Source organism: Heliomicrobium undosum (genome assembly GCF_009877425.1).
Lineage (GTDB): Bacteria > Bacillota > Desulfitobacteriia > Heliobacteriales > Heliobacteriaceae > Heliomicrobium > Heliomicrobium undosum.
In genome coordinates this window covers 1-23,856 of record NZ_WXEY01000031.1, presented here as the reverse complement: position 1 = coordinate 23,856, position 23,856 = coordinate 1, and the positions used below count along the sequence as shown (strand labels likewise).

The window sequence follows — 23,856 nt, the reverse complement described above, 5'->3', positions numbered from 1 at the left end:
TTAAAACATTTGTGCATTTTTTTGGGTACCTAATATATGAGGTGGCTGCGATGTACTATGCGGGATTGACGATCCTGAAAGAAGAGGCGATCCCGCTCAAACGGCTCTTGCTGTTTGCTATCCCGACAGCCATCTGCGTGGAGATCGCCCGTTCGGCGCAGATCGTTTTCGGCCTTCATGTCTTTGTCGTCCTGTTGTCTTCCACCCTCTTTGGCAGGGTGATACTGCGGCTGGAGCTATCGAAGGCGCTGCTCGCCTCATTGCTCGGCATGATTTTTCTGCTCACCGTGGAGAGCCTCACGTATCCGCTCTTTTCTCGTTTGCTCCAGGACCGTTCCTTCTTTCAAGATGAATGGTATAGCATACTCTTCGGCTGGACCAGCATCATACTGCTGATTGGGGTTAGTGACAGTGTCCGATACGCAAGAAAACGGTTCCGAACTGAATAAACGGAAAAAGGAACTGGAAGGGCTGCTGCGCGGCGTCCTGATCTATGTGGCCTTCCTGCTGTTTCTTGTCGTCTTTATTTTTAGCTTTGATAGCGGCATTGGCCCGCTCAGCGGCCTGGAACCCCTTCCCGAAATCAGCCAGTACACCCCCTTCATCGTCGTCATCGCCCTGGCCGGGTTGCTCTTTCTGATCGTGAAAACCCAGCGATTACAGCGGATCCTCATCGACACGATGGAACAGAACCAGCAGTTGGATTCTGCCCGGCGAACGATGCAGGTCTACCGCAACAACCAGCATGAGTTTCTCAATCAACTGTCGGTGATCTACGGCTTTGTCCAACTGAACAAACCGGAACTGGCACTAGAGTACATACGCAGCTACAACATCCGCTTTCGCCAGGGCATGAACGTCACCAAGATCACCCGCCCTGAAATCAGCGCCATCCTCGTCAACAAGATGACGAGCGATATCGGCGAAACGGTCACCTTCCGCCTCGACATCCACGACGACCTGGCCGGACTCCCCTTAAGCCCCTCCGACGCCGTCTCCGTCTTCGGAAATCTCTTGCAAAACGCCTTGGAAGAGGTGGAGGGTTATGAGGAGGAAAAACGGCTGATCGAAGTGGAGTGCGCCGTCCAGGACGGACTGTACCGGATCCGGATCAGCAACTACGGCTTCATCGACGAACAGGTGCTCGACAAGATCTTCGATTACGGCTTCTCGACCCGGAAGAAGGAGATCTCCGGGGTGGGGCTGGCGCTGGTGAAAAAGATCGTCAACCGGTATAACGGGACGGTCACGGTGAGCCAGCGGGAGAAGATGGTGCATTTTGTGGTGGAGGTGCCGGAGAAGGGGAAGGGCTAAATGTGAAACTTTTTGGGGACTTAAAATTAGATCCGAAAGAGAGCCCGGACTCTGCCAGCGAGTTCCGGTTTTTTTTTGTATTCTTTCAAACTAACCTAAAGTAAAAAAACAGATAGGAATACTATCAAAACCCTCAAAATATGAGAATTCGCCCTAAAACGACAATAAATACGTTGATGTACATGATAGTATAATGGTTAGCCAACAAAGGGGGGGTATTATGGAAAGAGTTTTGCCAGCCGCTTTTGGCGGCATTGTTGGGTTATTAGTTACGCTGATTCACGACCACCTACTTACCAAAACGCTAAGCTGGCCAATTTCAGCATCTTTATTTGGCGCGTTAAGCATAGGGGCCATATTGCTCTTTGTTTATGAACTTATTAGTAACAGTGCCGGATTTTTGAGGCTAACATCTCCGATTTCTAGAGTTGAGGGAGCATGGGCGATAACAATCATGAAGAATGGCAATCGCCCTGAAAGTGTCTGTAAGATATACTTATCCCATGGCAGATACATCTACACAGGATATGGAATATCGGCGGACGGACTATTAGGATCAGAGTGGACGAGTAGAGATGTTCACTATGATAAAAAGATTGATGAATTATCGTTTACTGCAGACGCTACCATGGTAGGAACGGGAAAAAGAATTCGAAATTACGGCTATATAAAGTTTTATAAAGATGCCAAAGGCAAATATACATATGGGTACGGATATTTTGTAGATATGGCTGATGAATTAAACCACTACCATATGAAACTTACTAGAATAAGCGACGAACAATTTGATGAAAAAATAAATAAAGTATTTAATAATGTTAGTTCACAAATTGCCCTTGACAAACGAGTTGAGTATGAACAGTCAACAGGACGTTTAGTTCCAGGACAAGATCCGCAACCTTTACGCCAATGAGCGAAATTCTTCCCGGACAGCGAGACGAAGCCCCTCGTCCTCTACGGCAAACCGCGACGTCGTTGCCGTATCCCTCGACGATGACGCCACGCTGAAGCGGTTTGTCAAAATGGGGCATAGGTTCTCTTGCCGGAAAACCAGAAGTATGAACCCATCCCGATAAACATCGACCAGGCCCGGATTCTCGGGGTGGCTTGCGCGGTGGTGAAGAGGGAGGAGGGGTAATACATTCTGGAAACGTTGGATAAATAAACGTTCAGTTTGGAAGCAGAAAAAATATGAAACCCGCCCTTTCGAACTCAAGAAAAGGCGGGTTTTTACATGCCCAACTGATGTTGTTGTTCCGGTTTTAACTGCAAAATTTCCTCATCCGTTCGAACAAAATTTCTTCATATCTGTCTCGTGATAATGGACAGTCGACGAGATCAATAAATTCCTGCGTCTGAAGGTGACACTGTTTCGCCATTTGGGCAAGAATGTTCGAGGGAATCTCTTTCATTTTAGACGTGTGACTTGTTTTGGTCTTCGCGGTTGTCCGTTTTCCATCTTTGGTCACATAAACAAAATAGCTATGGTCATTCTCACTCCGGCTGAACCCTTTTGACAGCAGCGATTTTTCTACTTTCGCCTTCGGACGATTCATGAACCACCCTCCAATTCTTCAATCATGAAGAGTAGCCATTGGCGAAGTTGTTGGGCATCTGGCGCAAGATTTGATTCTGGAGCTTTGGCATACTCATCCCAGAGAAATTGAACTTGTTCATATAACTCTTGGATGACCTGATCTCGCGTGTAGCCGAAAACATGAATCCCAAGCGAGGGTTCTTCTAAAACAAGCAGTTGTTGGCTATCCGAATCCAGGTAAGGGGTAATGACAATGGGTTGCTTAAATTTTAGGACCCTTCGAGATGATGGGACTGTGGTAAGGACAACATCGCTCAGGTCCAAGGTTTCAATCTTGGTCACTTCTGTCAACCGTAAGGGATGCCCGTCATTGTTTAACGTAAATTGGCCGGTTACCTGGATCATCTGGCGGCGACTGTCGATCATCGTGTCTTCGAGTTCCTCACGGTAAATGCATTCAATTTCTCGGTGCGTTGGAGGATATTTTATGACTGCCCGACGTTGTTCAAAGTCAATCCGAATTAACTCACCTGTGACCGTTAATAATTGGTCTTCTGTGTTATGAGCGCTAAGCAACGAGTCAATAAATCGACTGGATAAATAGTCCAGACGGTGCTCAGTAGGATTGGAAGCAAACTGAATTCCGAAGACCCAACGCTCATCGGCCTTGGGTAGCAGTCGCTTCGATTCTCGAAGCAGCCGGTTTCGAATGGCTTTGTCTTGCGTAACTGTCGCCATCATCTCATCACTGCCAGAGGAAAGAGAACGAAAAAAGGAGTTCATCTTTGCGAGGACAGTCATCAGATCATCCGTTAAAATGGTCCCTTGTTCCGGGGGAGTCAGCGACAACGGAACGACATAACTCCCCGACTGGGGAAGCGCACATCTGAGCAAGTATTGCCGTTGAATCGCAGAAGGAACCCGAAAACGTTGTTGAAAAGAATGCTGGTGATGATCGGTGGCGAGAAGATAGCAGATCTGCTGTAATCCGGTTAAAACACGGGTTAGGACATCCAAGGACACCTTATGCTCATCCATTTCTTGACCGGATAAGCGGACATGTAGGTTATACTCCTCTGCATCTTGCATGATCAGAATCACCTCCTTTTTGAAAAAACGTATCCATGCGAGTTACTCAAGTTAACCGCGATACTATTATGCCCCATTTTTTTCTAGTTGGATATGACTATTTTCATCTCCATGCAAGCTTTATTTACCGGATAAAAATCCTGTCACGAAATTTAGTGAAAAGCAAAGGAAATGCCCTAAAAGCATGAAAATACGACCTAAAACGACATGAGTCGCGTGGGCATACGTGGTAACATTTTAAAAATAAAGGTGTTTTTGTATAACCAGAAAGGGGGAGGCGAATGTCAGTTCCAGAGCTTATAGAGGCAGAGGGATTTCAGGACGCTTGGCTGCAGGCTGTACGATTGTTAAGAGATAGTCGGTGGACGCATTGGAATTTAGTTGTACATATCCGCAATCCAAATGCCTTTGATGGCCGGTTACATGAAGAAGTCGAGCGATTCGCCTCAGACATCGATATCCTAAGCCCCAAAGCTGTAGCCTATACCATCTTCCCATACAAACTATACGCTAAATACCCCGCTATGGACGACTTCTTTGAAAAGTATAACGGTGAGCGTGGGCTATACAAGCGACAATATGCCGGAAAACCGGGGGCCTGGGGCACCTATTTCCGGCGAATGACACATTTCGAGACAATTAATACTCGTGGAAGATCAGTTGTTGAAAACCAACTTAAACGGATTATCAGCGCGGTTCAGAGTAATCCGCGTACTGTCAAGGCAGCTTATACGATGACCATCTGTCGGCCGGGCGGTGAATCAGTGAGGCCTCGGGGAGGTCCTTGCTTAAATTATGTTGCCGTACAACAGGAACCAGGAGATCCGAGGCGGATGGGGTTACTGTGTGTGTACCGAAGCCATGACTTCTTGGAGAGAGCATACGGCAACTACTGGGGGCTGTGTCAGTTACTGAACTTTATCGCCGAACAAACGGGAGGTCAGGCCTCCTGGTTGACGTGTGTTTCCTCCCGAGCTTTTGTCGAGAATCACAAAGAAGAATTGAGTAGATTGGTGGATCGGCTCCGATGACAAGTTTCCAACAACCTTATCCATTGAAAGAAATTAAACTGGAAGTGACCCGTAGGTGTCCGTTAAATTGCATTCACTGTTCTAGTGATGCGGGTCCCACTGCTCCCGTAGAAGTCACAGAAGCAGCTTGTTTAAACGTTCTACAACAAGCTGCTTCCATGGGAGTTGAAGAGTTTAGTTTTTCCGGTGGTGAACCGTTGATTTGGCCTGGTTTAGTAAAGGCTGTCGATGTAGCAGCCCGTCTAGGTATGAAAGTTTCTCTTTATAGCTCGGGGAATCCTGAAAATGGCTTGGAACTTTGGCCCCAGCTAAAGACGGCTGGTCTTACACGGGTTGTATTCAGCCTCTTTGGTCGAGCTCAAACACACGAACGGATTACCCGAATTGCGGGCAGTTATGACATCACCTGGAGAGCGATACTAAAAACGATTTCCTTAGGTCTAGAAGTAGAAGCGCACTTTGTTCCGCTTGTAGAAAATTACAAAGAACTGTTTGACGTAGCGCATGACGCTAAGAAACAAGGCATCCGCCGGATCAGCATCCTTCGTTTTGTGCCTCAGGGACGAGGGGGCTTGATAAAAACGTTTGAGCTTGATCGCGGGAAACATTTCGAATTGAAACGAACAATAGAAGAATTAAGACGGCAAGGGCACGATATCCGAACAGGTTCGCCCCTCAGTTTTCTTTCAATCGATGAGAAACCACAATGTATGTCCGGTAAGGACCGCCTTATCATTGATCCGGAGCTTCGTTTATATCCCTGTGACGCATTCAAGAGAATTCAAGCAGAAGAAGTGGTTGGGACGTTGGACTATTCTACATTACAACAGTTCTCTCTCGCAGACTGCTGGTACAAATCACCCTATCTGAACGCGGTTCGGTCCCAGCTAGAAGAACCCAAAGCTGAGCCATGCCAATCCTGCTCTTCCGTGGAACGCTGCGGCTCCGGGTGTTTGGCCCAGAAAGTGATCGCTAACGGAAAGCTAGGTTCGGGACCGGATCCAAGTTGCTTACTTGGAAATGGGGCAATAAAATGAACGACGTATTTGCTTCCTTCACGAAAGAACAACGGATGGCGGATCTTTACGAATCTGTACAGCATTGCACCCTATGTGAACGGTTAAGAGACCGAGTCAAAGTACTATCAGAAAAAAACGGAAACATCAACTCAAAAGTGTTGTTTATCGCCGAAGCTCCGGGGCGTCTAGGTGCGGATCGCACCAGAATCCCCCTTTATGGGGATAGAACGGGAGATAACTTCGAAATATTGCTACGCAGCATCGGTTGGCGTCGTGAGGATATCTTTATCACAAATGCCGTCTTATGCAATCCTCGGGAAGAAAAGGGAACAAACGGGACACCTACCAAAAAAGAGTTAAAAAACTGTAGCTGCTACTTAATGATGACGATTGAGTTGGTAAAACCGAAGATAATTGTTACGCTTGGAAAAACTGCATTAGACGCTCTGAATATTATCTCTTCGCATACTACTCAATTAAAGTCTGGGGTAGGTAAACGCTTTCTTTGGAACGAATATACTGTTATTCCCTTTTACCATCCTGGCCCAAGGGCTATGATACATAGAGATTTTCAGAAACAGAAAGCAGACTTTGAAAAATTATTAAGATATGTAATGACATGGGAGCAATAAATCAAATAATACAAATCCTTTTTAGAAAAGAATTTAACTTAAGTAAAATAGCTGTAGATATAAGCATGAGTTAAAGCAGTAAAAGGAGGATGCTCATTATATGGAAATTAGTTACACACCTCAAGTTTTCGTTGCAAAGGAACTTCGTGAGGTTTCAAGAGACTTCACAAAACCGGAAGAAATGATTAGAGAGGCAATCCATAATTCTCTTGATGCGGGAGCGACTGAAATCTATATTGCCGTTTCAACAGACGATACTCACGGGGTAGACGATGAATTATTAATAGAGATTATCGATAATGGTGAAGGAATGGACTCGTATGAATTAAAATCTTTTTTTGATTTAGGTGCCAGCAAAAAAAGAAGAAACAAAAAGACTATCGGCGAAAAAGGGCATGGAACAAAAATTTTTTATAACAGCACCGAAGTAATCGTAATCACAAAAACGTCAGAAGGTAAGACTATTAGGGCTGTATTGGCTGAGCCGTTAAAAAAGCTAAATGTATCAGTAAGAAAAGGTTGCGATAATCCACCAATTGTTTTGATGGAGGAACTTGATACAGAGGATAATTGCTTGAGTAGCATGAAATCCGGAACATATATATCAATTAGAGGTTACGACAGTAATGTTACCGCTACCTTTAGCCACAAATTTTTAAAAGACTATATTTTATGGTTTACAGCGTGGGGGAGTGTAGGTAATGAAATTGATAGCGTTGAAAAACCAAACTGTAGGTTATTTTTAAGGGGCTTTGGAACTAATCAATACGAAGAAATACCCTATGGGCATCCATTCCCACCTGAAAGTTATAATTTTGATTTATTAAATACCATTGACGATAGAAGACCCGAAAATTTTTACATAAGAAGATGGGTATTGCCTAACATACCAGTTAACGATTTTCCGCAACATAGTATCGATATTGTATTTGGGGTGGAAGGTGATGGAGCTAAAAGAAAATTTAACGAAATGTTAAAATGGCCGGGTAAACCTACAAACAATCGGTATCGTGGAGATGACCAATATACAGTATCTGAAAGATACGGGATTTATTTGTGCAAAGACTATGTTCCAATACAACGTAAAAATGAGGAATTTGCTGAACGATCGGAGTGGACGAAGTGGCATGCATTTGTTAACAGTCAATCGTTTGAGTTAACAGCAAACAGAGCTACTGTAGATAATACACCAAAGAGGCTGTTGAATAGCATAATTAACACTGCTAAAAATGTAATCGCGGATTTAATTTTAGGTACCCCGGAATACCTTGAATTTGCTGAACGTGTAAAAATTGAGGCGGGTAGAAGAAAAGCAGAATTGGAAAGAAAACAAGTAAAAAGAAGATTAGCGAAGGTTAAGGACAAAAAACACTTTGTTATTACAAAAGATAATAAAAAGTTAGAGTTTTTAGAACCCAAAAGTGAACAGGGGGTTATTTGGCTATTAGCACAAATAAACGCGCTATGGCCTCAAACGTTTAAATGGAGAGTTCTTGATATTGATTCCCATTTTGGATACGACCTATTAGTCGAGCAACCACATATCGTAACTAACGTTGGGGAGCATAGGTTTGTAGAGTGTAAATATAAATTGACGGATGGTGAAGATTTTAATCACTCTTTTTTATATTTACATCAAGTAATTTGTTGGGAATCACCACTCTTACAAGATGATGAGATTACTGATATTCAAGGAATGAAATATAGATTTCAGATGTTTGACAAAAACAGCAATGAGAAAATGAGGAAATATTTTCTCGATAGCGGTAGGCCGAATAAAATAGAAGTGATTATTTTAAGTAGATTTCTGGAAGATAACTTTAATTTAACTACAATATGATTATTTAAACATAAGTTAACGCCCCGGTTTTTAGTAACTGGGGCGTTGTCTTATGTTTAAATATTACCGATTAAACATCTCCTCCACCGTCACCCGCTCCAACTGCACCTGCGGGATATCCCGGTAGATCTTCGAGAATGCCTCAAAATCCATCGGCTTCGGCAATACACCCGTCTCTTCCGGCAACCGCTTTACGAGGTCTTGGAAGAGCTTGTCGTAGGGCGGGATGTCGCTGACCAGTTCGAAGGCCACGTTCAACTTCGCCACTTCCGGGTTGTTCGGGATCTTCGCCAGCACCTTGATGCCGACGGTGTCGCAGAACTGTTCGGCGTAGCCGCTGCCGTCGTCCTTGTTGATGATCATGCCCAGGATGCGGGACTTGCCGCCCAGTTTGGCGAAGGAGGCCACAGCCGAGCAAATGTTGTTCGCCACATAGAGGGACTGGTGGTCGTTGCCGGCGACGAGGATGATTGATTTAGCGATGGACTTGCTGATCGGAACGCCGAAGCCGCCGCAGACCACGTCGCCCAGGAAGTCCAGAAAGACGTAGTCAAAGTCCCATTTGTAGAGGCCCATTTTCTCCAGGACTTCAAAGCCGAGGGAGATGCCGCGGCCGCCGCAGCCGATGGCCACTTCCGGGCCGCCAATCTCCAAGGCGTAGACGCCTTTTCCCTTGAAGATGATGTCCTCCACGCGGGGTGTTGGTTCCACCTCGTCAGAGTGCTCGTTCAGTTCGGCCCAGTATTCCAACAGGGTCGGCGGGTTGACACCGTTGAAGAGGATGACCGTTGAGTCGTGTTTGGGGTCGCAGCCGATCTGAAGGACCCGCTTGCCCAGACGGGCCGTTGCGTTGGATAGGTTGGAAATGACGAAGCTCTTGCCGCTGCCGCCTTTTCCATAGACCGCATAGAAATTCTTTTCCGACATTTCACCAGCTCCTATATGTTCTGTACGTTGTTATACAAGCGGGAAAAGCCGCCCGGCCAGGGGCGGCCCTTTTTATTTTCCTCCGCTGGCGGCCTTGGCGTCAAGCTGTTTCAAGTGACGCCGCAGTCCCGAGAGGATAAAGCCGTTGGTGATCGTCAGTCCCGCTTCGGAGATGCCGTGCAGGTAGTCCACATGGCCCAGGGTGGGGGCGCCAAGGACTTTGACGGCGTAGAGGCCTGTGCAGGCGGTGAAGAAGACGAAGCCGAGCATGGCCACGAAGCCGTTGTAGGTGAGGGGGTGGACCAGTTCGGGGCGCTCCTGGCGCACCCGGTATAAGACGTAGAGGAAATAGAGGTAGGGGAAGATGGAGAGCGTCATCAGCATCTCGGCGGTGCTAGACATGATCGCTCACCCCGCCTTCCCGTTTACTGGGCTGCCCCGATCGCGCCGACAGCGACGAGATCCGAAAGGTCTGCAACGACCGCAGGAAGAAGAAGGCCCAGACGCCGAAGGCGGTGCTGCCCAGGAAGGTCAGGTAGCTCTGGGCGTCGCTCAGCCACTGCTGGGTGTCATAGGTCACGTGATACCAGATGGCGCAGACGCCGCTCAGCATGTAGGGGATCATCGCCCAGGGGAGGCGCTGGAGCCAGACCTGGTTCAGGCGCTGGCCCAGTTGGTAGACGAGGACGACGGCGATAGCCCATTCAATGAGGCTGGCGATGTGGACGAACCAGGTGGGCAGGGAGAGAAAGCCGAATCCCAGCAAGGGCGTTCCTCCTATCGTTTGAACCGGTTGTAGACCTGATCCACGTCATCGGTGGTCACGTAGTCGCGGAACTGCTCCTTGGCCAGTTTCTCGCTCTCCACCCGCAGCATCTTCGAGGCGCTGACGCGGACGAAGAAGGGCACCTTTTTGAGGACCTTTTCCATATGGGCCACTGTCTCTTCGGGCCAGCGGACCTCACGGATGACAATGGAACCCTTCAACTGCTCTTCCCATTCCTTGCGCGCGGCGTCCCGCTCGCGGCGGCGTTTGTCTTTTTCCGGCGCGTACTCGATGTGGATGTGGCTGTAGAGGATGTCGAAGAGCTCGTTGCTGACGATCTGGGTCAGGTAGACGACGCCGTTGTAGCCCATAAAAGGGGTGCCGGTGGAGCGGCAGACGATCGGCATCGGGGTGGCCGCCGCGATGAAGCGCGTCGGCAGGATATGTTCGGTGATATAGATCTTCTCGTTAATACTGCCGAAAAAGAGGGTCGGCGGGTTTTCCAAGAGGGCCGCTTCGATGTCCATGGCGTTTTTCGAGCGCCAGCGGTCTGTCTTGACGCCGCAGGCGTAGGCCTCGAAGCCGAGCTCGTCGCGCATGAAGTTGATCAGGCCCTCAGCGTAAGTCTTGTGGGCGTAGACGCCGAAGGTGTTCGTCCGGAAGATGTCCTGGTGGGGCGAGCGCCACACGTCCCAGAAGCCTTGCAAGGTCGTGCGCTTTTCCTTCGCGATGAAGGCTTCCGCCTCAGCGCGCAATCCGAGGGCGTCGGCGAGGCCGAGCAAAAACTCCGTCGTCGCCTGGAGGCCGATGGGGCCGAAGAAGAGGGGCTTGCCCAGCGCCTTGCCGAGTTTTTGGCCGTACTCCTGGTAGAGGAGGACGTTGGCGTCAGCGTCGTCGAGGCGGGTGATGTCGCCCAGTTCACAGTCAAAGGGGAAGGCCACGTTCACCTCGGCGCCGATGCCTTCGATGAGGCGCTTGATCTCGGCGAAGTCGGCGTAGTGGTTGAAGTTGCCGTAGGTGGGACCGAGGATGTTGACGAGGGGCTTGGCCGATGCTTTTTTCGGGAGGCGGGGCATTTTGGGAGCCACATGCTCGTAGAGGTAGAGCATGATGTCATCGCGGGCTGTCAGGTCATCCACGTCGAGCGAGCGCGTATGGATGTAATAGATGCGGCGGCCGTCGATCTCGGCCTCCAGCATGGAGCCCTCGCTGGAGATGATCTCGCTCTCGGCGCAGGAGAGGATGAAGATGTTTTCATAGCGGTCGATCAGTTCGCCGCAGAGCTTCCGAAGTTTATGTAAGGTGCCGTCGAGGGCCACGTCGCCTTCGAGGATGTGGGTGGCATAGACGTTTTGCAGGTAGGGGATGGCGTCGGTGTAGTTGAGGGCCGAGTCGATGGGCACATAGTGGCAGCCGATGGGGCCGTCGACGATCACGCAGAAGTTGCCCCGCATCGGCGCCAGCACATAAAGGGCGCCCCAGTAGCCGTTCGTCAAGTCTACGTCGCGCATCATCTGCATCGGTTACTTCGCCTCCCTGCTGTTTTGACCGCCCGCTGCGGGGCAACCGGCGATGGCGCATCCCGGGGCGCAGTTCATGGCGTCGCCGCAACCGCAGTCGCTCGCCGCCGCCGCTTCCTCAGCCACTTCTCCAGCAGCGCAGCCGCCCCAGACGGGAGCGCCCCAGCCGCAGGCAAAAGCGTCGCCCAGGTGCTCTTTCACCTCAGGGATGGCGATGGAACGCTCCATCTCGACATCCTGGAAGAAGGAGCGCACCCGGTTGATGGAGGGGCGGGCCTTCAGGAGGTGGTGCATCAGGCCGAGGATGTTTTCGGCGCCGTGGGCCAAAAAGAGGGGCCGGGCGGCGATCAGGTTCGTGAAGTAGACAGAGGCGCTGCCCAGTTCCTTGCCCATGCCGGCCACGTCGGTGGCGGCCAGGGCGATGTCGGGCTTGTATTTTTTCACGGCCATCAGGTCGTCGGCGGCCGATTTGCGGAACTTCACTTCCGTGCCGCGCGCCTGGAACCAGGCAACATCGGCTTCACAGAGGGGCGATTTGCCGATCGAGGTGGACAGGTAGGGCACATCCGCACCGGCTTCGACGAGGATGCGGCCTACGAGGAATTCGATGCCCTCATAGCCGGCGACGGCGATGCGGACGCCTTTGAGGTTGAGCGGGCCGTCGAGAACCTTTTGGACGGCGTCGCGCTCCTCACAGGCGATCTGCTCAGCCAGGCGCATATCGGCGCCAGCCGACTCGGCGATGGCCTTGATCCAGGCGTAGGTCATCTCGGCGCCGACGGGACCGCCGGTGATGTGGGGGATGCCTACCTCGCCGAACTGGCGCATCGTCCGCGTGTAGAAAGGATGCAGGCAGGCCATCGTCGAGACGTTGAGGGCCTTGCGGAAGTCGTTGATGTCCTTGGAGGGGACATGGGCGCGCAGCTTGAGGCCCATCTTCTCCAGGAGGTTTTCCAGGGCGATCGTGTCGGCCGGGAAGACCTCGCCGATGGAGGCAACCGCCTTGGGCTCGCGCAGTTTGTGATCGCCGAACTGGCGGAGTTTTTTGAAGATGCCCTCCATGGCCACGTCTTTGGCCTCGGCGTGGCTGCGGGTGCCGAAGCCGGTCACGCGCAAGGGGATGATCTCGGGGATCTGCCGGGCCATCTCGTCAATGTCGATGCCGACGGTGGTGGCCACGCAGAGGTTGATCACCGGGATGAACTCCGGTTTTTCTTCCTTAATAATCTCCTTAATCGCGTCGAGCAGCTTGTGGTGCAGGTTTTTGTCGGTGAAGTCGAGCGAATACAGCAACGGGGCGTAGATGGATTTGCGTGCCGCGTAGAAGTGGGCGAGGAAGTTGAGTCCGTAGTAGCACCCGTGGTTTCCCAGCAGAATAGGGAGAAAACCTTCCAGCCTTGTCAAGATGCGCAACGCGCCGAAGGCGGGACACGGGCTTTGGGTTGCCAGCTTGATGGACTTGATCGGATCCACGGGCCCATCCCCTTTATTTAAATAATGATGTTAAAATGGAACAAAGGTGTGGCATTTCTTCGCCAATATGTATGAGGTCCTAACGACTACTATAAACGAACTCGGTCAAATTGCAAGGATAAAAGTCACGCCCCGCCGGGGCGCCCCCGCTGTGAGACAATTCATTTTCACAAAAAATTGAAAATTCATATCACCTGTACTATAATCTGTTCTGTACATATGGGGGGTATAGGTTTCAAAAAGGGCTTTTTCGGCACAGGAAGCAGCAGGGAATCGACAAGGGAACCAAAGCAGCGAAAGACGAACAGTCAAAACGAACCAAGCAATGTAAAAACAACGGACGAACGAACATGATGAAGAAGGGGGATGACATGATTGGCGGAAGATAGGCAGCCGCAAAATGAGTCATCAGCGTGGCGACTGTTGCCGTCCTCACCGGACGCAGCGCCGCAGCTTGGACTCGAACCGCAGACGGACACACAGCCTCAGACACCGCCCGCCCACTGGCGGACGCGGCTTTCCCAGACGATGAAGGCCGCTGTTCTTGTCGTCTCCGGTGTCGCCCTGTTGTCCGGTGTCGTGACGGGTTGCGCCAAAAACGCAGGTGCGCCGGGAAGCGACGCAACGCCCGGCGGGACCCCCGGAACGACGGCCACCTCGACGGCGAAACCCCTGGGAGACTATGTGATCATGGCCTGGCAGACCATCGGGATGAAGTGCACCAGCGACAACGACAAGTATTTCAGCTTTCATACCCCTGGCAACGACTTCTGGGCTCAGGTGATCAAACGGGGCGACCCGCCCGTCATCGTCACGGACGGCATCAAGCTCAGCTATGAGGCCCCGGAGAACCACAACGAACCTTCCAAGACGATCAACTTCTGGGACTACGCAAAGATCACCTTGAAAAAGGACATTCAACCGAACACCGGTAAGACGGGCATGCCCGCCGACAAAGGCGAGTTCACCCTCGATAAGGCGAAAAAAGCCTGGACCGCCATTGACATACCCGTTTCTCCCTATAATGACGATGGCAAAGTAGACGCCTACCCCATGTTTGCCGTCCGCGCCACCGACGCGGCGAGCGGCAAGCTGCTCGCCGAGACCAAGATGTCGGCGCCGGTCAGCGGCGAACTGGGCTGCTACATCTGTCACGGCGGTACGCCGAACAAAGACGGCGTCGGCCTCTCCGACGCGACGGCCCGCGACATCCTGGCCGACCATGACAAGAACGTGGGCACCAACCTGCTGGCCGAAGCGGAAGCCGGCCGACCCCAGTACTGCCTCGATTGTCACGCCGCCAACAACGTCAACGCGCCGGGCAAGCCGGATGTGCTGTCCATGTCGGCAGCCCTCCACGGCAAACATGCCCAGTACATGCAGAACGGTTCCATCGAGACCTGCGGCCTTTGCCACCCCTCGTCGGCCAAAGGCCAGGTCTACTGTGAGCGCGACGTCCACCGCGGCTTCGGCATGGACTGCATGAACTGCCACGGCACGTTGCCGGAACACGCCGCCTCCGTGTTAATGAAGCAGAAGGATCTCCCGGCGGCCAAGAAGTCGCTGGAGCGGCTGAAGCCCTACCTGCCGGAAGGCTTTACAGAGGCCAAACCGAGGGAGAACTGGATCAACCAGCCCGACTGCCTCTCCTGCCACACGAAGGATCACACCAAGGCCAGCACGAAGATGACCTCTTACAACCAGTGGATCACCGAAAAGCCCCACCTCTACCGCTTCGAAAAAGCCGACAACGGCGACATGATGTGCGCCGCCTGCCACGGGTCGCCCCACGCCGTCTACCCGGCTTCGGAGGCCCTCGGCTACAGCGAGATCAACTACCAGCCAAAGACCTACCAGGGCTTCGCCGGTCCCATCGGCGCCAACGGCAATTGCACCGTCTGCCACCTGAACGAGCCGGCCGACAAGAACTACCACCACAAGAACCAGGGCCAGCCCTTCCTGCCGCCCCAGTTTGCCAACGACCCGAAATAGCGGGGAGGTCACAGCCGGTAAAACGGCAGCGCCGCCGAATCGAACACCGGGTTAAACGAACAGAAGCAGCGTCCTCCTTCCGAGGGAGACGCTGCTTTCTCTTTTTTTTCCGGGCAATTTGCCGAGAGGGACGAGGGAGAATATAATAGTCCGATCGGTGCGGACAAATACGGCACTGTGAGGGATGTTATGCCCGTCCAGCAGTTGAACGGCACACGGATCTATTATGAAGTCCACGGGCACGGCGACCCGATCGTCTTCATCCCCGGCATCGCTGTCAGCCATGGCATGTGGGCGCCTCAGGTGGAGACCTTTTCCCGGACAAACCGGGTGATCCTCTACGATGTGCGGGGGACGGGCCGCTCCGGCCCCATGACCTGGGCCACCCGTCTGACTGATCACGCCCGCGATCTGGCGGCCTTGCTGCGGTTTTTGCAGATCGAGCGCGCCGTCGTCTGCGGCGTCTCTTTCGGCGGCGTCATCGCCCAGCGCTTCGCCCTGGATTACCCCCACCGCTGCCGCGCCCTGGTGCTCGTGGACACCTTCAGCGAACTCGACCCTGCCGACAGCGAGGAGGCCGCCTTGATCCTGATGACCTGGCTGGCGTCGCCCCTCTTTTTGCTGCCCAAGTCATGGCTGACGCCGATGGTCCTGAATATGTACAGTCGCTGGCCTTTCGCCCAGCGACATTTGCGGGGCGAGATCCCCAAGATCCGCGGCCTCGACGCCGTGAAAACACGTTGGATGATCCGGAGTGTCAACCTGACGGGGGAACTCAACCGAATCCAAGTCCCCTGTCTCGGCATCGTCGGCGGGGAATCGGATTTGGCGATTCGCCTCATGCAGCGGGTCGTCGACGCCATCCCCGGGGCGTCGCTGGAGCGGATCCCCCATGCCTTTGATCCCACCTCCCTGACAGGAAGGGAGGATTTTGACCGTCTATTGGATCACTTCTTGCAGTCGCTGGGAGCAACAGCACAAGGGGAACAAGCAAGAGGCCCTCTTCAGCAGGCCATGAAAAACGCAGGCAGAGCGGCCAGGGGCAATATCATCTGCTTTCACCCGCGCCGGGAAGCCAATGGAAAAACATAATGTTCTATTAAAATTTCCAAGCGGATGCCAGTTGGACTTGTACCTATTCGCTGCCCCCCTTCATAGCCTAATAGGGAAGAAATGGAGGGGAAGATCAATGGTATCCGAAGAATTGAAACATGATATTCTCTTGATTATCGCAACGGCCCTGTTCATCCTGTTAGCGATCCCGGCCTTTGCCGAAGAGACGCCTACGCCGACGGTTATTGCATAATAAGGGGGATGACGATGAGGAAGGGAGGGGAAGGGAAGGAAGGGCAAAACAACGGGAAGGGCAACGGGCAGAGCAACAGGACAGGCAACGGCAACGGAAAAGGCAACGGCAATTGCAATGGCAACGGTCAGCAGGGCAATAAAAAGAAAAAGCAAGCGCCGTTGACGATCAACCCGTTGAAGGCGGCGGTGATTGTGGGCCTCCTGAGCGACGCATTGAGTGTCAATTCGCTCCTGGTCGACCGGGCGCAGGAGGTCCAGATCGTATTGACGGGCTCGTTGCGCCGGAAGACGCCCCTTGACAAGATGCTTGACGAGATCGGCGACCAGTCCTTTGATGATGTCCTGCAGGCTCTGTTGCGAAGAGTCTAAGAGTCTTCCTTTAGGATCAAAGGATTTGCCCTTCCTCCGTCGAACATAGAGGCAGGAGGTGGGCGAATGCGCAAATCCGTCGATGTGGAAAAGTTGGCGCAGGACATCTTGAACGAGATTGGGGAACGCTATCTGGAAGAGATTGAAGCGGCGATCGCCCTGATGGATGACGGCAACAAGGACGAGATGAACGCTGTTTTACTATACGCCATTGTGTCGAGCTTGAAGTGCCATTCGGAACGATTCGCTATCCGGTTGGTGCAGAAAGTGGTCGACCATATGAATGAGAAGTGGGAAGAAGCAAAGGCTCATGAGAAGCATGCCGAAAAGCCACTCGCCGGTCCCAACAAGACGTGAATCGCCGGCTTTGACTGCATGAAGACAAATGACAGCGTGGAGGTTGCATTCGATGCTGAGCCGGTGGGTCATCGCCTTTAACCGTTTGCTGGAGCGGGGCATGTTCATCCTGATTCCGGGGGCCTTGCTCTTTGGCTATATCTTTTGGACAACCCTGCAGGATCAGAAAGCATGGGTCTACTGGCTCTTCGCCTACATGACCTTTCTGGGGGCGCTGAACTGCTCCTGGAGCCAGTTTCGCGCCCTCTTTCGCGAACCTGTCCTGTTTCTCACGTCCCTGCTGCTGGCCCACGGCCTGATCCCGGCGGCGGCCTTCGGTCTGGGGTTGCTCTTTTTCCCGAGCGACGCCCAGACGGTGATGGGGCTGGTCATCGGTTCCACCATCCCCGTGGCGATCACGGCCTCGGTCTGGACAAACATCACCAAGGGCAACAATTCCTTCGCCCTGGCCCTGGTCGTGCTGGACACGCTGCTCAGCCCGCTCATCCTGCCCCTCTTTGCCCAGGTGATCATGCACGTCTCCGGTCACCTGCCCGTTGACCGGCTTGTAGAGGATATGCTGTTGATGGTGGTGCTGCCGTCGATGCTCGGTCTCTTCCTGCACCCCTACCGCTTCTGGGACCCCCAGGGACCCTTGCAGGCCGGTTTGAGCGCTCTCTCCAAGCTCGGCCTTTTTCTTGTTGTCGCCATCAACGTGGCGATCATGCACGATTATCTGGTTCTTGGCTGGTCGAACGCCCTGCCCATCCTGGCGAGCCTCTTTTTGCTCAACACCATCGCCTACCTGCTGGGCTACGGCGCCGGCCGTTTTCTGGGTCGCCCCCGGGAGGACGTCATCGCCCTGACCTATTCGAGCGGGATGCGCAACATCGCCCTGGGGGTGGTGTTTTCGACGGGATACTTCGATCTTCGCGTCTCCATCCCGATCGTCTTTATGACCTTGCTCCAGCAGCCCATGGCCACTATCGTCAACCGCTTTTTCCGAGCGGGAGCGCGCAAAAAGGCGGAGGCCCGGGCATAGGGGTTTGGCATCTCGGTGGAATAGGGAGCGTAATCGAAGAAGACAAAAAAGAAGGCCAGCGCCGAATGCAAAGCGCTGGTCTTTTTCATGTTTATAGGGCTTTCGTTTTTGCAGAGTTTTTTTACAGGGCTTCTTTTTCAGAAACCTCCGGGTTGTTCGCCGCCTCGTCGCCGGAACCGTCATTCGTCCCCGCGCCGTCGCCGCTTCCTTCGTTGCTTTCGGCCTCCGTCGCCGAGCGGGCGGCGTTGACCCTCTCGGCGAAGGCGGCGATCTTTTCCTCGGATAGGTTGCTGTAGTCCTCTTTGATCTTGGTGACCATGCGGAAGGCCGTCCGCTCGAAGAAGCCCAGTTTGTCCTGATAAACGCGGCCGCCGAAGTTCTCCGTCAGGATCGCCCTTCTCAGCAACTGATCGGGATACGCGGTCTTGAGCTCGGCCTCGCTTTTCTCTTCCAGCATGCCGCAGATAAAGAGGGCCAGCCGTTTGGCCATGATATAACGCCAGTTCTCCCGGACGAACTGTTTGAACTCGCGTTCGATGTCGCCGCCGTAGATAGGCACCCCAAGGATGACCGTATCGCAGGCGCTCCAGTCTGGTCCGACGGGGTTTTTCCGGACATCGACGATTTCGACAGAGTCGTCGATCAGGTCGGCCAGGCGTTTCGCGCAGTATTCTGTGGTGCCCCGTTTGCTCAGGTAACAGATTACCGTGCTCACGTGATCACTCCCATTATCAATCTAGGTTTCCCGGCAGGGGATCCCCGCGCAGGAAGCCGGGAAATTGCCCTTACCGGGTATAAAATACCATTTAAACCATGGCGGGGCAAGTCCGGGGGGTGGATGGCACATAGGGAGGGGCCAAGTTGGTTATGCTCATTGTCAAGCGGTTTTGCCGCAGGAAAAGGTGGAGGCGTCCCTGTTGAAACGTGTCGTCAGCATCTCCCTGGGATCGTCCAAGCGGGATCACCAGGCGGAGGTGGAGGTCCTCGGAAAAAAAGTCCGCCTCGAGCGCCGCGGCATGGACGGCGACTACGGCCGGGCCATCGAAATGATTCGCGCCCTAGACGGCCAGGTCGACGCCATCGGCTTGGGCGGCATTGATCTCTACCTGCGCGCCGGCAACCGGCGATACACCCTGCGTGACGGCCGGCGTTTGGCCCAGGCGGCCCGGCAGAGCCCCGTCGTCGACGGGAGCAATCTCAAGGATCACTGGGAACGACAGGTGGTGGAGACGCTGGCCGCGGACGGCCTGATCCGCCCCGGTCAGCGGGTGTTGCTCGTTTGCGCCGTCGACCGCTATGGCCTTGCTGAGGCCTTTTTCCGGCAGGGTTGTCAGGTCACCTTCGGCGATCTGATGTTCGGTTGCGGCCTTCCCTTGCCTATTCGCAGCTTGCAGGCATTAAATCATTTTTCCCGCGTAATTATTCCAGTGATCAGTCAATTGCCCTTTCACTGGATTTATCCGACTGGCAGTCGGCAGGAGCAGATGAAACCCCGGTTCCCTCACGTGTTCCGGGAGGCGGAGGTTGTCGCCGGGGATTTTCATTTCATTCGCCGGTATATGCCGGCGGACATGCGGGGCAAAATCGTTCTGACCAACACCGTCACCGATGCGGATGTCCTGTTGCTCAGGGAGCGCGGCGTCGATACGCTGGTCACGACGACGCCGGAACTGAGCGGGCGTTCCTTTGGGACGAACGTCATGGAGGGGCTGCTGGTCGCCCTGGCAGAGCGGAGGCCCGAGGAGATCACCCCGGAGGAGTACCGCCATTGGTTGGCGCGGTTCGGTTTTCAGCCTCGCGTGGAGAAGGTGTCTTCCCGGCAGACGACCGCAGGAGGTCGGCATGAAACGCTTTGCCTTCATCATTCATCCCCTTACCGTTGCGGACATAGCCCGTAAGTTTCCCTGGATCCGCTGGTTGCCCGAATCGCTTGTCGAAGGGGTCTTTCGCTGGGCGCCGCCGGTGCGGACGGCGCGCTTCGAGGGGATCCGGTCAGGGTACGGCCAGGTGGACGGCCTGTTCATCGCTTGCCCGCTGACAACGCGGCAGATGCTGTCGCTGCCCGAGGAGACGGTGCTCGCCAAGGTGGAAAAGGCCTGCCGCAAGGCCGTCGACCTGGGCGCGCAAATCATCGGCCTCGGCGCCTACACCTCCATCATCGGCGATGCGGGGTTGACACTGGCGAGGCGGTTGCCCGTCCCGGTGACGACAGGGAATTCCTATACGGTGGCCACGGCCTTGGAGGCGACGCGCATTGCCGCCGAACGGCTCGGTCACAAACTGGATCGCGCCTCTGTCGTCGTCGTGGGCGCCACCGGCTCCATCGGCGCCGTTTGCTCCCGGTTGCTTGCCCGGGAGGCCGGTGACCTGACGCTGGTGGCGCGCCGCACCGACCGGCTCGATCGGCTGGCCTACCGCATCCTCCACGAGACAGGCCTCTCTGTGCAGGTGACAACCGATATGGCCGGCGCCCTTCGCCAGGCCGACATCGTCGTCGCCGTATCGAGCGCGGCCGATGCGATCATCGAGCCCGAACACCTGAAAGCGGGATCCCTCGTTTGCGATGTGGCCCGGCCCAGAGACGTATCCCGCCGGGTGGCCAAGGAACGGCCCGACGTTCTATTGATCGAGGGGGGCGTCGTCAAGGTTCCCGGCGATGTGGACTTCGGGTTCAACTTTGGTTTCCCACCGGGGTTGGCCTACGCCTGCATGGCCGAGACGATGATCCTTGCCCTGGAAGGGCGGCGCGAATGCTTTTCCCTCGGTAGGGAACTCTTTATCGACAAGGTGGAAGAAATCACCCGGCTGGCGCGCAAACACGGTTTTTCCCTGGCCGGGCTGCGCAGCTTTGATCGCCCCTTGAGCGAATTGGATGTGGAGCGGGTCCGCAAAAGCATGTTCAGACCGCCGCGAACGGCTGTTGGAAGTCAAGAACTTAATGTTGACAATATTTTGCAACCCGGATATAATACGAAACTAAAGATGGTGGAGTAAGCAAGCACTGCCCGGCCGCAGGCTTTCGCGGCTGTATGGCAGTGCTTATTCAGTGTAACCGCACATGTAACATGACACCGCATGAAGTTTCGGTAGTGAAACCGCGTAAACGACATATTTTTGATTTGAAGAATAGGGGAGCGAACGTATGGAAGAAAAACAAGTGATGCTGACGGCAGAAGGTCTAAAGAAACTGGAAGAGGAACTGGAGTTCCTGAAATCGCAGAAGCGCGGGCAGGTGGCCGAACGGATCAAGCAGGCCATTGATTACGGCGATATCAGCGAGAACTCGGAGTATGAAGACGCCAAAAATGAACAGGCTTTCGTCGAAGGCCGGATCATCACCCTGGAGAAGATGCTCCGTAACGCCAAGTTGATTGAAGGCGGCGAGGGCGAGACCAATGTGGTGACCATCGGCGCCCGGGTCCTCCTCAAGGACCTCGAGGACGATTCCGAATTCGAATACACCATCGTTGGCTCGGCCGAAGCCGACCCCAGCCAGTCAAAAATCTCAAACGTTTCCCCGGTGGGCAAGGCATTGATCGGTCAGCCCAAAGGCGCAGTCGTTGAGGTGCAGGTGCCCATGGGGAAAATCAAGTACGAGATTGTGGACATCAATAAGAAGGGGTAGACCTTCACCGGACTCATTTATCCTTTATTCGGCGGCGGCAAAAGGTGTAGAATGAATCGAAGGGCCAGGATGACCTGGCTCTTTTGAATGCGCCGGGAGGAGACAAGCATTATGGAAAAAAACATGCTGGAAATGGAAAAGAACGAACTGATCAAGGTCCGCCTGGAAAAGTTGGACGATTTGAGAGAGAAAGGCGTCAATCCTTTCGGCGACCGTTTTGAAATGACCCATCACGCCGAAGCCATCAAGGAAGGTTTCGATGCGCTGGAAAACCAGACGGTGCGCCTCGCCGGCCGGATGATGGCCCGACGCCACCAGGGCAAGGCCGGTTTCGGCAACCTGCAGGACATCACCGGGCAGATCCAGATCTATGTGCGCCGCGACGATGTGGGGCCTGAGGTCTTTGAACTCTTCGCCAAGTCGGACATCGGCGACATCTACGGCGTCGAGGGCCATGTTTTCAAGACCCAAAAGGGCGAGATCTCCATCTGGGTGAAACAGTTTACCCTGTTGACCAAATCGCTCCGTCCCCTGCCCGAGAAGTTTCACGGGTTGAAGGACGTGGAGTTGCGCTATCGCCAGCGCTATGTGGACCTGATAATGAACCCCGAGGTGAAGCGGACCTTCGTCCTGCGCAGCAAGATCATCCGCGCCGTCCGGGAGTTCCTCGATGAGCGGGAGTATCTTGAAGTGGAGACGCCGGTGCTCCATCCCATCGCCGGCGGCGCTACGGCCCGTCCTTTCATCACCCACCACAACGCCTTGGACATGAAATTGTACATGCGTATCGCCCTGGAACTGCACCTGAAGCGGTTGATCGTGGGCGGCTTTGAGCGTGTCTATGAACTGGGTCGCATCTTCCGCAACGAAGGGATCTCGACGCGCCACAACCCCGAGTTCACCATGATCGAGATCTACCAGGCATACGCCGATTTCAATGATATGATGGAACTGACGGAAAATCTGGTCGCTTCCGTGGCCAAGAAGGTCCTGGGGACGACCAAGATCACCTACCAGGGCGAGGAGATCGACCTGACGCCGCCCTGGCCGCGTCTGAACATGCTCGACGCCATCCGGCAGTACGCCGGTGTGGACTTCCACAGCATCACCGATGACGCAGCGGCGCGAGAGGCGGCGAAAAGCATCGGCGTCCCTGTCAATGCCACAGACAGCCGTGGCGACGTGATCAACACCGTCTTTGAGGAAAAGGTGGAAGAGCACCTGGTCCAGCCCCACTTCATCGTCGGCCATCCTGTCGAGGTGTCGCCGCTGGCCAAGCGCAACGCCGAGCAGCCCCAGTTTACGGACCGCTTCGAGGTCTTCATCACTCGTCGCGAACTGGGCAACGCCTTCTCGGAGTTGAACGATCCCATCGATCAACGGGAACGCTTCGTCCGCCAACTCGCCCTGCGCGAGGCCGGCGATGAAGAGGCTCATATGATGGATGAGGATTTCCTCAACGCCCTCGAGTACGGCATGCCCCCCACAGGTGGTCTGGGCATCGGCATCGACCGGCTGGTCATGCTGCTCACCGACTCTCCCTCCATCCGCGATGTCATCCTCTTCCCGACAATGCGGCACCGGGACGACCTCTAGGCCTTGTCTAGAATCCCATCTGAGACGGAGTCTGCTCATGCGGACTCCGTCTCTTTTCCATACAAAACAGACAATGCGGAACAGACAATGCAGAGAAATCGCGCACGATTGAGAGAAAAACGGAGAATACCTGGACAATTATGCCGATTCCCGGGATGAATGCGCAGATATTCCCCAAATTTCCGGTTGAACAACGATTACCGTCATGGTATAGTAAATATCGCTTCACGAGAACAGCAAAATTTAATGCAAGATGCAAAACTTTGCTTGACAGGGTATAGCGTCTGTGTTAAAATTCTAAATCGTGACGCCTCTGGTCCTTGAAAATCAAACAGTTGCGAATCAAAAGCGTGCGAAACCAATCAATTCCGTTGCTGGTCGCTGACGACGCGAGTCATCAGAGGACGGTGGCAGAAGAACGATTGTCGGAAACGACAGTT

Annotated in this window: 24 protein-coding genes; 16 read left to right on the top strand and 8 right to left on the bottom strand. The window is 53.7% G+C overall.

Features of this window, described 5'->3' with window-relative positions; translation table 11 throughout:
* The 3 genes from GTO91_RS16450 to GTO91_RS16440 all read left to right on the top strand — a co-directional run.
* On the top strand, positions 1 to 449 hold a 449-nt coding region (locus tag GTO91_RS16450; RefSeq protein WP_207709042.1), incomplete at its 5' end, for a hypothetical protein.
* Positions 412 to 1,314, top strand: a complete 903-nt coding sequence (locus GTO91_RS16445) for a sensor histidine kinase (RefSeq protein ID WP_161259821.1) — start codon at positions 412 to 414, stop codon at positions 1,312 to 1,314. The genes GTO91_RS16450 and GTO91_RS16445, both read left to right, overlap by 38 nt.
* 220 nt (positions 1,315 to 1,534) lie before the next feature.
* Positions 1,535 to 2,227 carry a hypothetical protein gene (locus GTO91_RS16440; protein WP_161259820.1) on the top strand — a complete coding sequence of 231 codons (693 nt, stop codon included), beginning with the start codon at positions 1,535 to 1,537 and terminating at the stop codon, positions 2,225 to 2,227.
* 349 nt (positions 2,228 to 2,576) lie between these two features.
* Here GTO91_RS16440 and GTO91_RS16435 read toward each other — a convergent pair whose 3' ends face one another.
* Together GTO91_RS16435 and GTO91_RS16430 are read right to left on the bottom strand one after the other, a co-directional pair.
* Entirely contained in the window at positions 2,577 to 2,870 is a 294-nt protein-coding gene (locus GTO91_RS16435; RefSeq protein ID WP_161259819.1) for a hypothetical protein, read from the bottom strand.
* Complete coding sequence (locus GTO91_RS16430; RefSeq protein WP_161259818.1) at positions 2,867 to 3,940, bottom strand: hypothetical protein; 1,074 nt, start codon at positions 3,938 to 3,940, stop codon at positions 2,867 to 2,869. Before GTO91_RS16430 ends, GTO91_RS16435 begins: the two co-directional genes overlap by 4 nt.
* Before the next feature lie 281 nt (positions 3,941 to 4,221).
* Here GTO91_RS16430 and GTO91_RS16425 point away from each other — a divergent pair, with 281 nt between their 5' ends.
* From GTO91_RS16425 to GTO91_RS16410, 4 genes are all read left to right on the top strand, one after another.
* Positions 4,222 to 4,971: a hypothetical protein gene (locus GTO91_RS16425; protein ID WP_161259817.1), complete on the top strand. Its 750-nt coding sequence runs from the start codon at positions 4,222 to 4,224 to the stop codon at positions 4,969 to 4,971.
* Positions 4,968 to 6,008: a radical SAM/SPASM domain-containing protein gene (locus GTO91_RS16420; protein ID WP_161259816.1), complete on the top strand. Its 1,041-nt coding sequence runs from the start codon at positions 4,968 to 4,970 to the stop codon at positions 6,006 to 6,008. The genes GTO91_RS16425 and GTO91_RS16420 overlap by 4 nt, the downstream gene beginning before the upstream one ends.
* Positions 6,005 to 6,622 (top strand): uracil-DNA glycosylase, encoded by a 618-nt coding sequence (locus GTO91_RS16415; RefSeq protein ID WP_161259815.1) that lies wholly within the window; start codon positions 6,005 to 6,007, stop codon positions 6,620 to 6,622. Before GTO91_RS16420 ends, GTO91_RS16415 begins: the two co-directional genes overlap by 4 nt.
* A gap of 100 nt (positions 6,623 to 6,722) precedes the next feature.
* Entirely contained in the window at positions 6,723 to 8,462 is a 1,740-nt protein-coding gene (locus GTO91_RS16410) for an ATP-binding protein (protein ID WP_161259814.1), read from the top strand.
* Between the two features lie 63 nt (positions 8,463 to 8,525).
* Here the strand turns inward: GTO91_RS16410 and GTO91_RS16405 are convergent, their stop codons facing one another.
* The 5 genes from GTO91_RS16405 to GTO91_RS16385 all read right to left on the bottom strand — a co-directional run bounded on the left by GTO91_RS16405 (position 8,526) and on the right by GTO91_RS16385 (position 13,148).
* Positions 8,526 to 9,389 (bottom strand): chlorophyllide a reductase iron protein subunit X, encoded by an 864-nt coding sequence (locus GTO91_RS16405; RefSeq protein ID WP_161259813.1) that lies wholly within the window; start codon positions 9,387 to 9,389, stop codon positions 8,526 to 8,528.
* 72 nt (positions 9,390 to 9,461) lie between these two features.
* Positions 9,462 to 9,791, bottom strand: coding sequence for a DUF3593 domain-containing protein (locus GTO91_RS16400; protein ID WP_161259812.1), 330 nt, complete (start codon positions 9,789 to 9,791; stop codon positions 9,462 to 9,464).
* Positions 9,784 to 10,155, bottom strand: coding sequence for a DUF2499 domain-containing protein (locus tag GTO91_RS16395; protein WP_161259811.1), 372 nt, complete (start codon positions 10,153 to 10,155; stop codon positions 9,784 to 9,786). The genes GTO91_RS16400 and GTO91_RS16395 overlap by 8 nt, the downstream gene beginning before the upstream one ends.
* 11 nt (positions 10,156 to 10,166) lie before the next feature.
* Entirely contained in the window at positions 10,167 to 11,675 is a 1,509-nt protein-coding gene (locus tag GTO91_RS16390; RefSeq protein WP_161259810.1) for a nitrogenase component 1, read from the bottom strand.
* A gap of 3 nt (positions 11,676 to 11,678) precedes the next feature.
* Complete coding sequence (locus GTO91_RS16385) at positions 11,679 to 13,148, bottom strand: nitrogenase component 1 (RefSeq protein WP_161259809.1); 1,470 nt, start codon at positions 13,146 to 13,148, stop codon at positions 11,679 to 11,681.
* Between the two features lie 375 nt (positions 13,149 to 13,523).
* Here GTO91_RS16385 and GTO91_RS16380 point away from each other — a divergent pair, with 375 nt between their 5' ends.
* The 5 genes from GTO91_RS16380 to GTO91_RS16365 all read left to right on the top strand — a co-directional run bounded on the left by GTO91_RS16380 (position 13,524) and on the right by GTO91_RS16365 (position 18,195).
* Positions 13,524 to 15,140, top strand: a complete 1,617-nt coding sequence (locus GTO91_RS16380; RefSeq protein WP_161259808.1) for a hypothetical protein — start codon at positions 13,524 to 13,526, stop codon at positions 15,138 to 15,140.
* Between the two features lie 189 nt (positions 15,141 to 15,329).
* A complete protein-coding gene (locus GTO91_RS16375) occupies positions 15,330 to 16,232 on the top strand; it encodes an alpha/beta fold hydrolase (RefSeq protein ID WP_161259807.1) in 903 nt (300 codons plus the stop codon).
* A 228-nt stretch (positions 16,233 to 16,460) separates the two neighbouring features.
* Entirely contained in the window at positions 16,461 to 16,817 is a 357-nt protein-coding gene (locus GTO91_RS17780; protein ID WP_170294288.1) for a hypothetical protein, read from the top strand.
* Positions 16,818 to 16,883: 66 nt separating this feature from the next.
* Positions 16,884 to 17,174 (top strand): hypothetical protein, encoded by a 291-nt coding sequence (locus tag GTO91_RS16370; protein WP_161259806.1) that lies wholly within the window; start codon positions 16,884 to 16,886, stop codon positions 17,172 to 17,174.
* Positions 17,175 to 17,226: 52 nt separating this feature from the next.
* On the top strand, positions 17,227 to 18,195 hold the full coding sequence (locus GTO91_RS16365; protein WP_161259805.1) for a bile acid:sodium symporter family protein: 969 nt from the start codon (positions 17,227 to 17,229) through the stop codon (positions 18,193 to 18,195).
* Positions 18,196 to 18,316: 121 nt separating this feature from the next.
* Here the strand turns inward: GTO91_RS16365 and GTO91_RS16360 are convergent, their stop codons facing one another.
* Complete coding sequence (locus GTO91_RS16360; protein WP_161259804.1) at positions 18,317 to 18,910, bottom strand: flavodoxin domain-containing protein; 594 nt, start codon at positions 18,908 to 18,910, stop codon at positions 18,317 to 18,319.
* A gap of 202 nt (positions 18,911 to 19,112) precedes the next feature.
* Between GTO91_RS16360 and GTO91_RS16355 the strand changes: the two genes are divergently transcribed.
* The 4 genes from GTO91_RS16355 (at position 19,113) to lysS (ending at position 23,416) form a co-directional block, all read left to right on the top strand.
* Positions 19,113 to 20,093: a quinate 5-dehydrogenase gene (locus tag GTO91_RS16355; protein ID WP_161259803.1), complete on the top strand. Its 981-nt coding sequence runs from the start codon at positions 19,113 to 19,115 to the stop codon at positions 20,091 to 20,093.
* Positions 20,038 to 21,189: a shikimate dehydrogenase gene (locus GTO91_RS16350; protein ID WP_161259802.1), complete on the top strand. Its 1,152-nt coding sequence runs from the start codon at positions 20,038 to 20,040 to the stop codon at positions 21,187 to 21,189. Before GTO91_RS16355 ends, GTO91_RS16350 begins: the two co-directional genes overlap by 56 nt.
* A 148-nt stretch (positions 21,190 to 21,337) precedes the next feature.
* Positions 21,338 to 21,820 carry a transcription elongation factor GreA gene (gene greA / locus GTO91_RS16345; RefSeq protein WP_161259801.1) on the top strand — a complete coding sequence of 161 codons (483 nt, stop codon included), beginning with the start codon at positions 21,338 to 21,340 and terminating at the stop codon, positions 21,818 to 21,820.
* 111 nt (positions 21,821 to 21,931) lie between these two features.
* The gene (gene lysS / locus GTO91_RS16340) at positions 21,932 to 23,416 is read left to right on the top strand and encodes a lysine--tRNA ligase (protein ID WP_407929538.1); all 1,485 of its coding nucleotides are present in this window, start codon (positions 21,932 to 21,934) and stop codon (positions 23,414 to 23,416) included.
* Positions 23,417 to 23,856 lie beyond the last annotated feature (440 nt).

Coding starts and splice junctions, on each gene's coding strand:
- GTO91_RS16440 (WP_161259820.1), top strand. CDS start 1,535: ATGGAAAGAGTTTTGCCAGCCGCTTTTGGCGGCATTGTTGGGTTATTA.
- GTO91_RS16435 (WP_161259819.1), bottom strand. CDS start 2,870: ATGAATCGTCCGAAGGCGAAAGTAGAAAAATCGCTGCTGTCAAAAGGG.
- GTO91_RS16430 (WP_161259818.1), bottom strand. CDS start 3,940: ATGCAAGATGCAGAGGAGTATAACCTACATGTCCGCTTATCCGGTCAA.
- GTO91_RS16425 (WP_161259817.1), top strand. CDS start 4,222: ATGTCAGTTCCAGAGCTTATAGAGGCAGAGGGATTTCAGGACGCTTGG.
- GTO91_RS16420 (WP_161259816.1), top strand. CDS start 4,968: ATGACAAGTTTCCAACAACCTTATCCATTGAAAGAAATTAAACTGGAA.
- GTO91_RS16415 (WP_161259815.1), top strand. CDS start 6,005: ATGAACGACGTATTTGCTTCCTTCACGAAAGAACAACGGATGGCGGAT.
- GTO91_RS16410 (WP_161259814.1), top strand. CDS start 6,723: ATGGAAATTAGTTACACACCTCAAGTTTTCGTTGCAAAGGAACTTCGT.
- GTO91_RS16405 (WP_161259813.1), bottom strand. CDS start 9,389: ATGTCGGAAAAGAATTTCTATGCGGTCTATGGAAAAGGCGGCAGCGGC.
- GTO91_RS16400 (WP_161259812.1), bottom strand. CDS start 9,791: ATGTCTAGCACCGCCGAGATGCTGATGACGCTCTCCATCTTCCCCTAC.
- GTO91_RS16390 (WP_161259810.1), bottom strand. CDS start 11,675: ATGCAGATGATGCGCGACGTAGACTTGACGAACGGCTACTGGGGCGCC.
- GTO91_RS16375 (WP_161259807.1), top strand. CDS start 15,330: ATGCCCGTCCAGCAGTTGAACGGCACACGGATCTATTATGAAGTCCAC.
- GTO91_RS17780 (WP_170294288.1), top strand. CDS start 16,461: ATGAGGAAGGGAGGGGAAGGGAAGGAAGGGCAAAACAACGGGAAGGGC.
- GTO91_RS16370 (WP_161259806.1), top strand. CDS start 16,884: ATGCGCAAATCCGTCGATGTGGAAAAGTTGGCGCAGGACATCTTGAAC.
- GTO91_RS16365 (WP_161259805.1), top strand. CDS start 17,227: ATGCTGAGCCGGTGGGTCATCGCCTTTAACCGTTTGCTGGAGCGGGGC.
- GTO91_RS16350 (WP_161259802.1), top strand. CDS start 20,038: ATGAAACGCTTTGCCTTCATCATTCATCCCCTTACCGTTGCGGACATA.
- greA (WP_161259801.1), top strand. CDS start 21,338: ATGGAAGAAAAACAAGTGATGCTGACGGCAGAAGGTCTAAAGAAACTG.
- lysS (WP_407929538.1), top strand. CDS start 21,932: ATGGAAAAAAACATGCTGGAAATGGAAAAGAACGAACTGATCAAGGTC.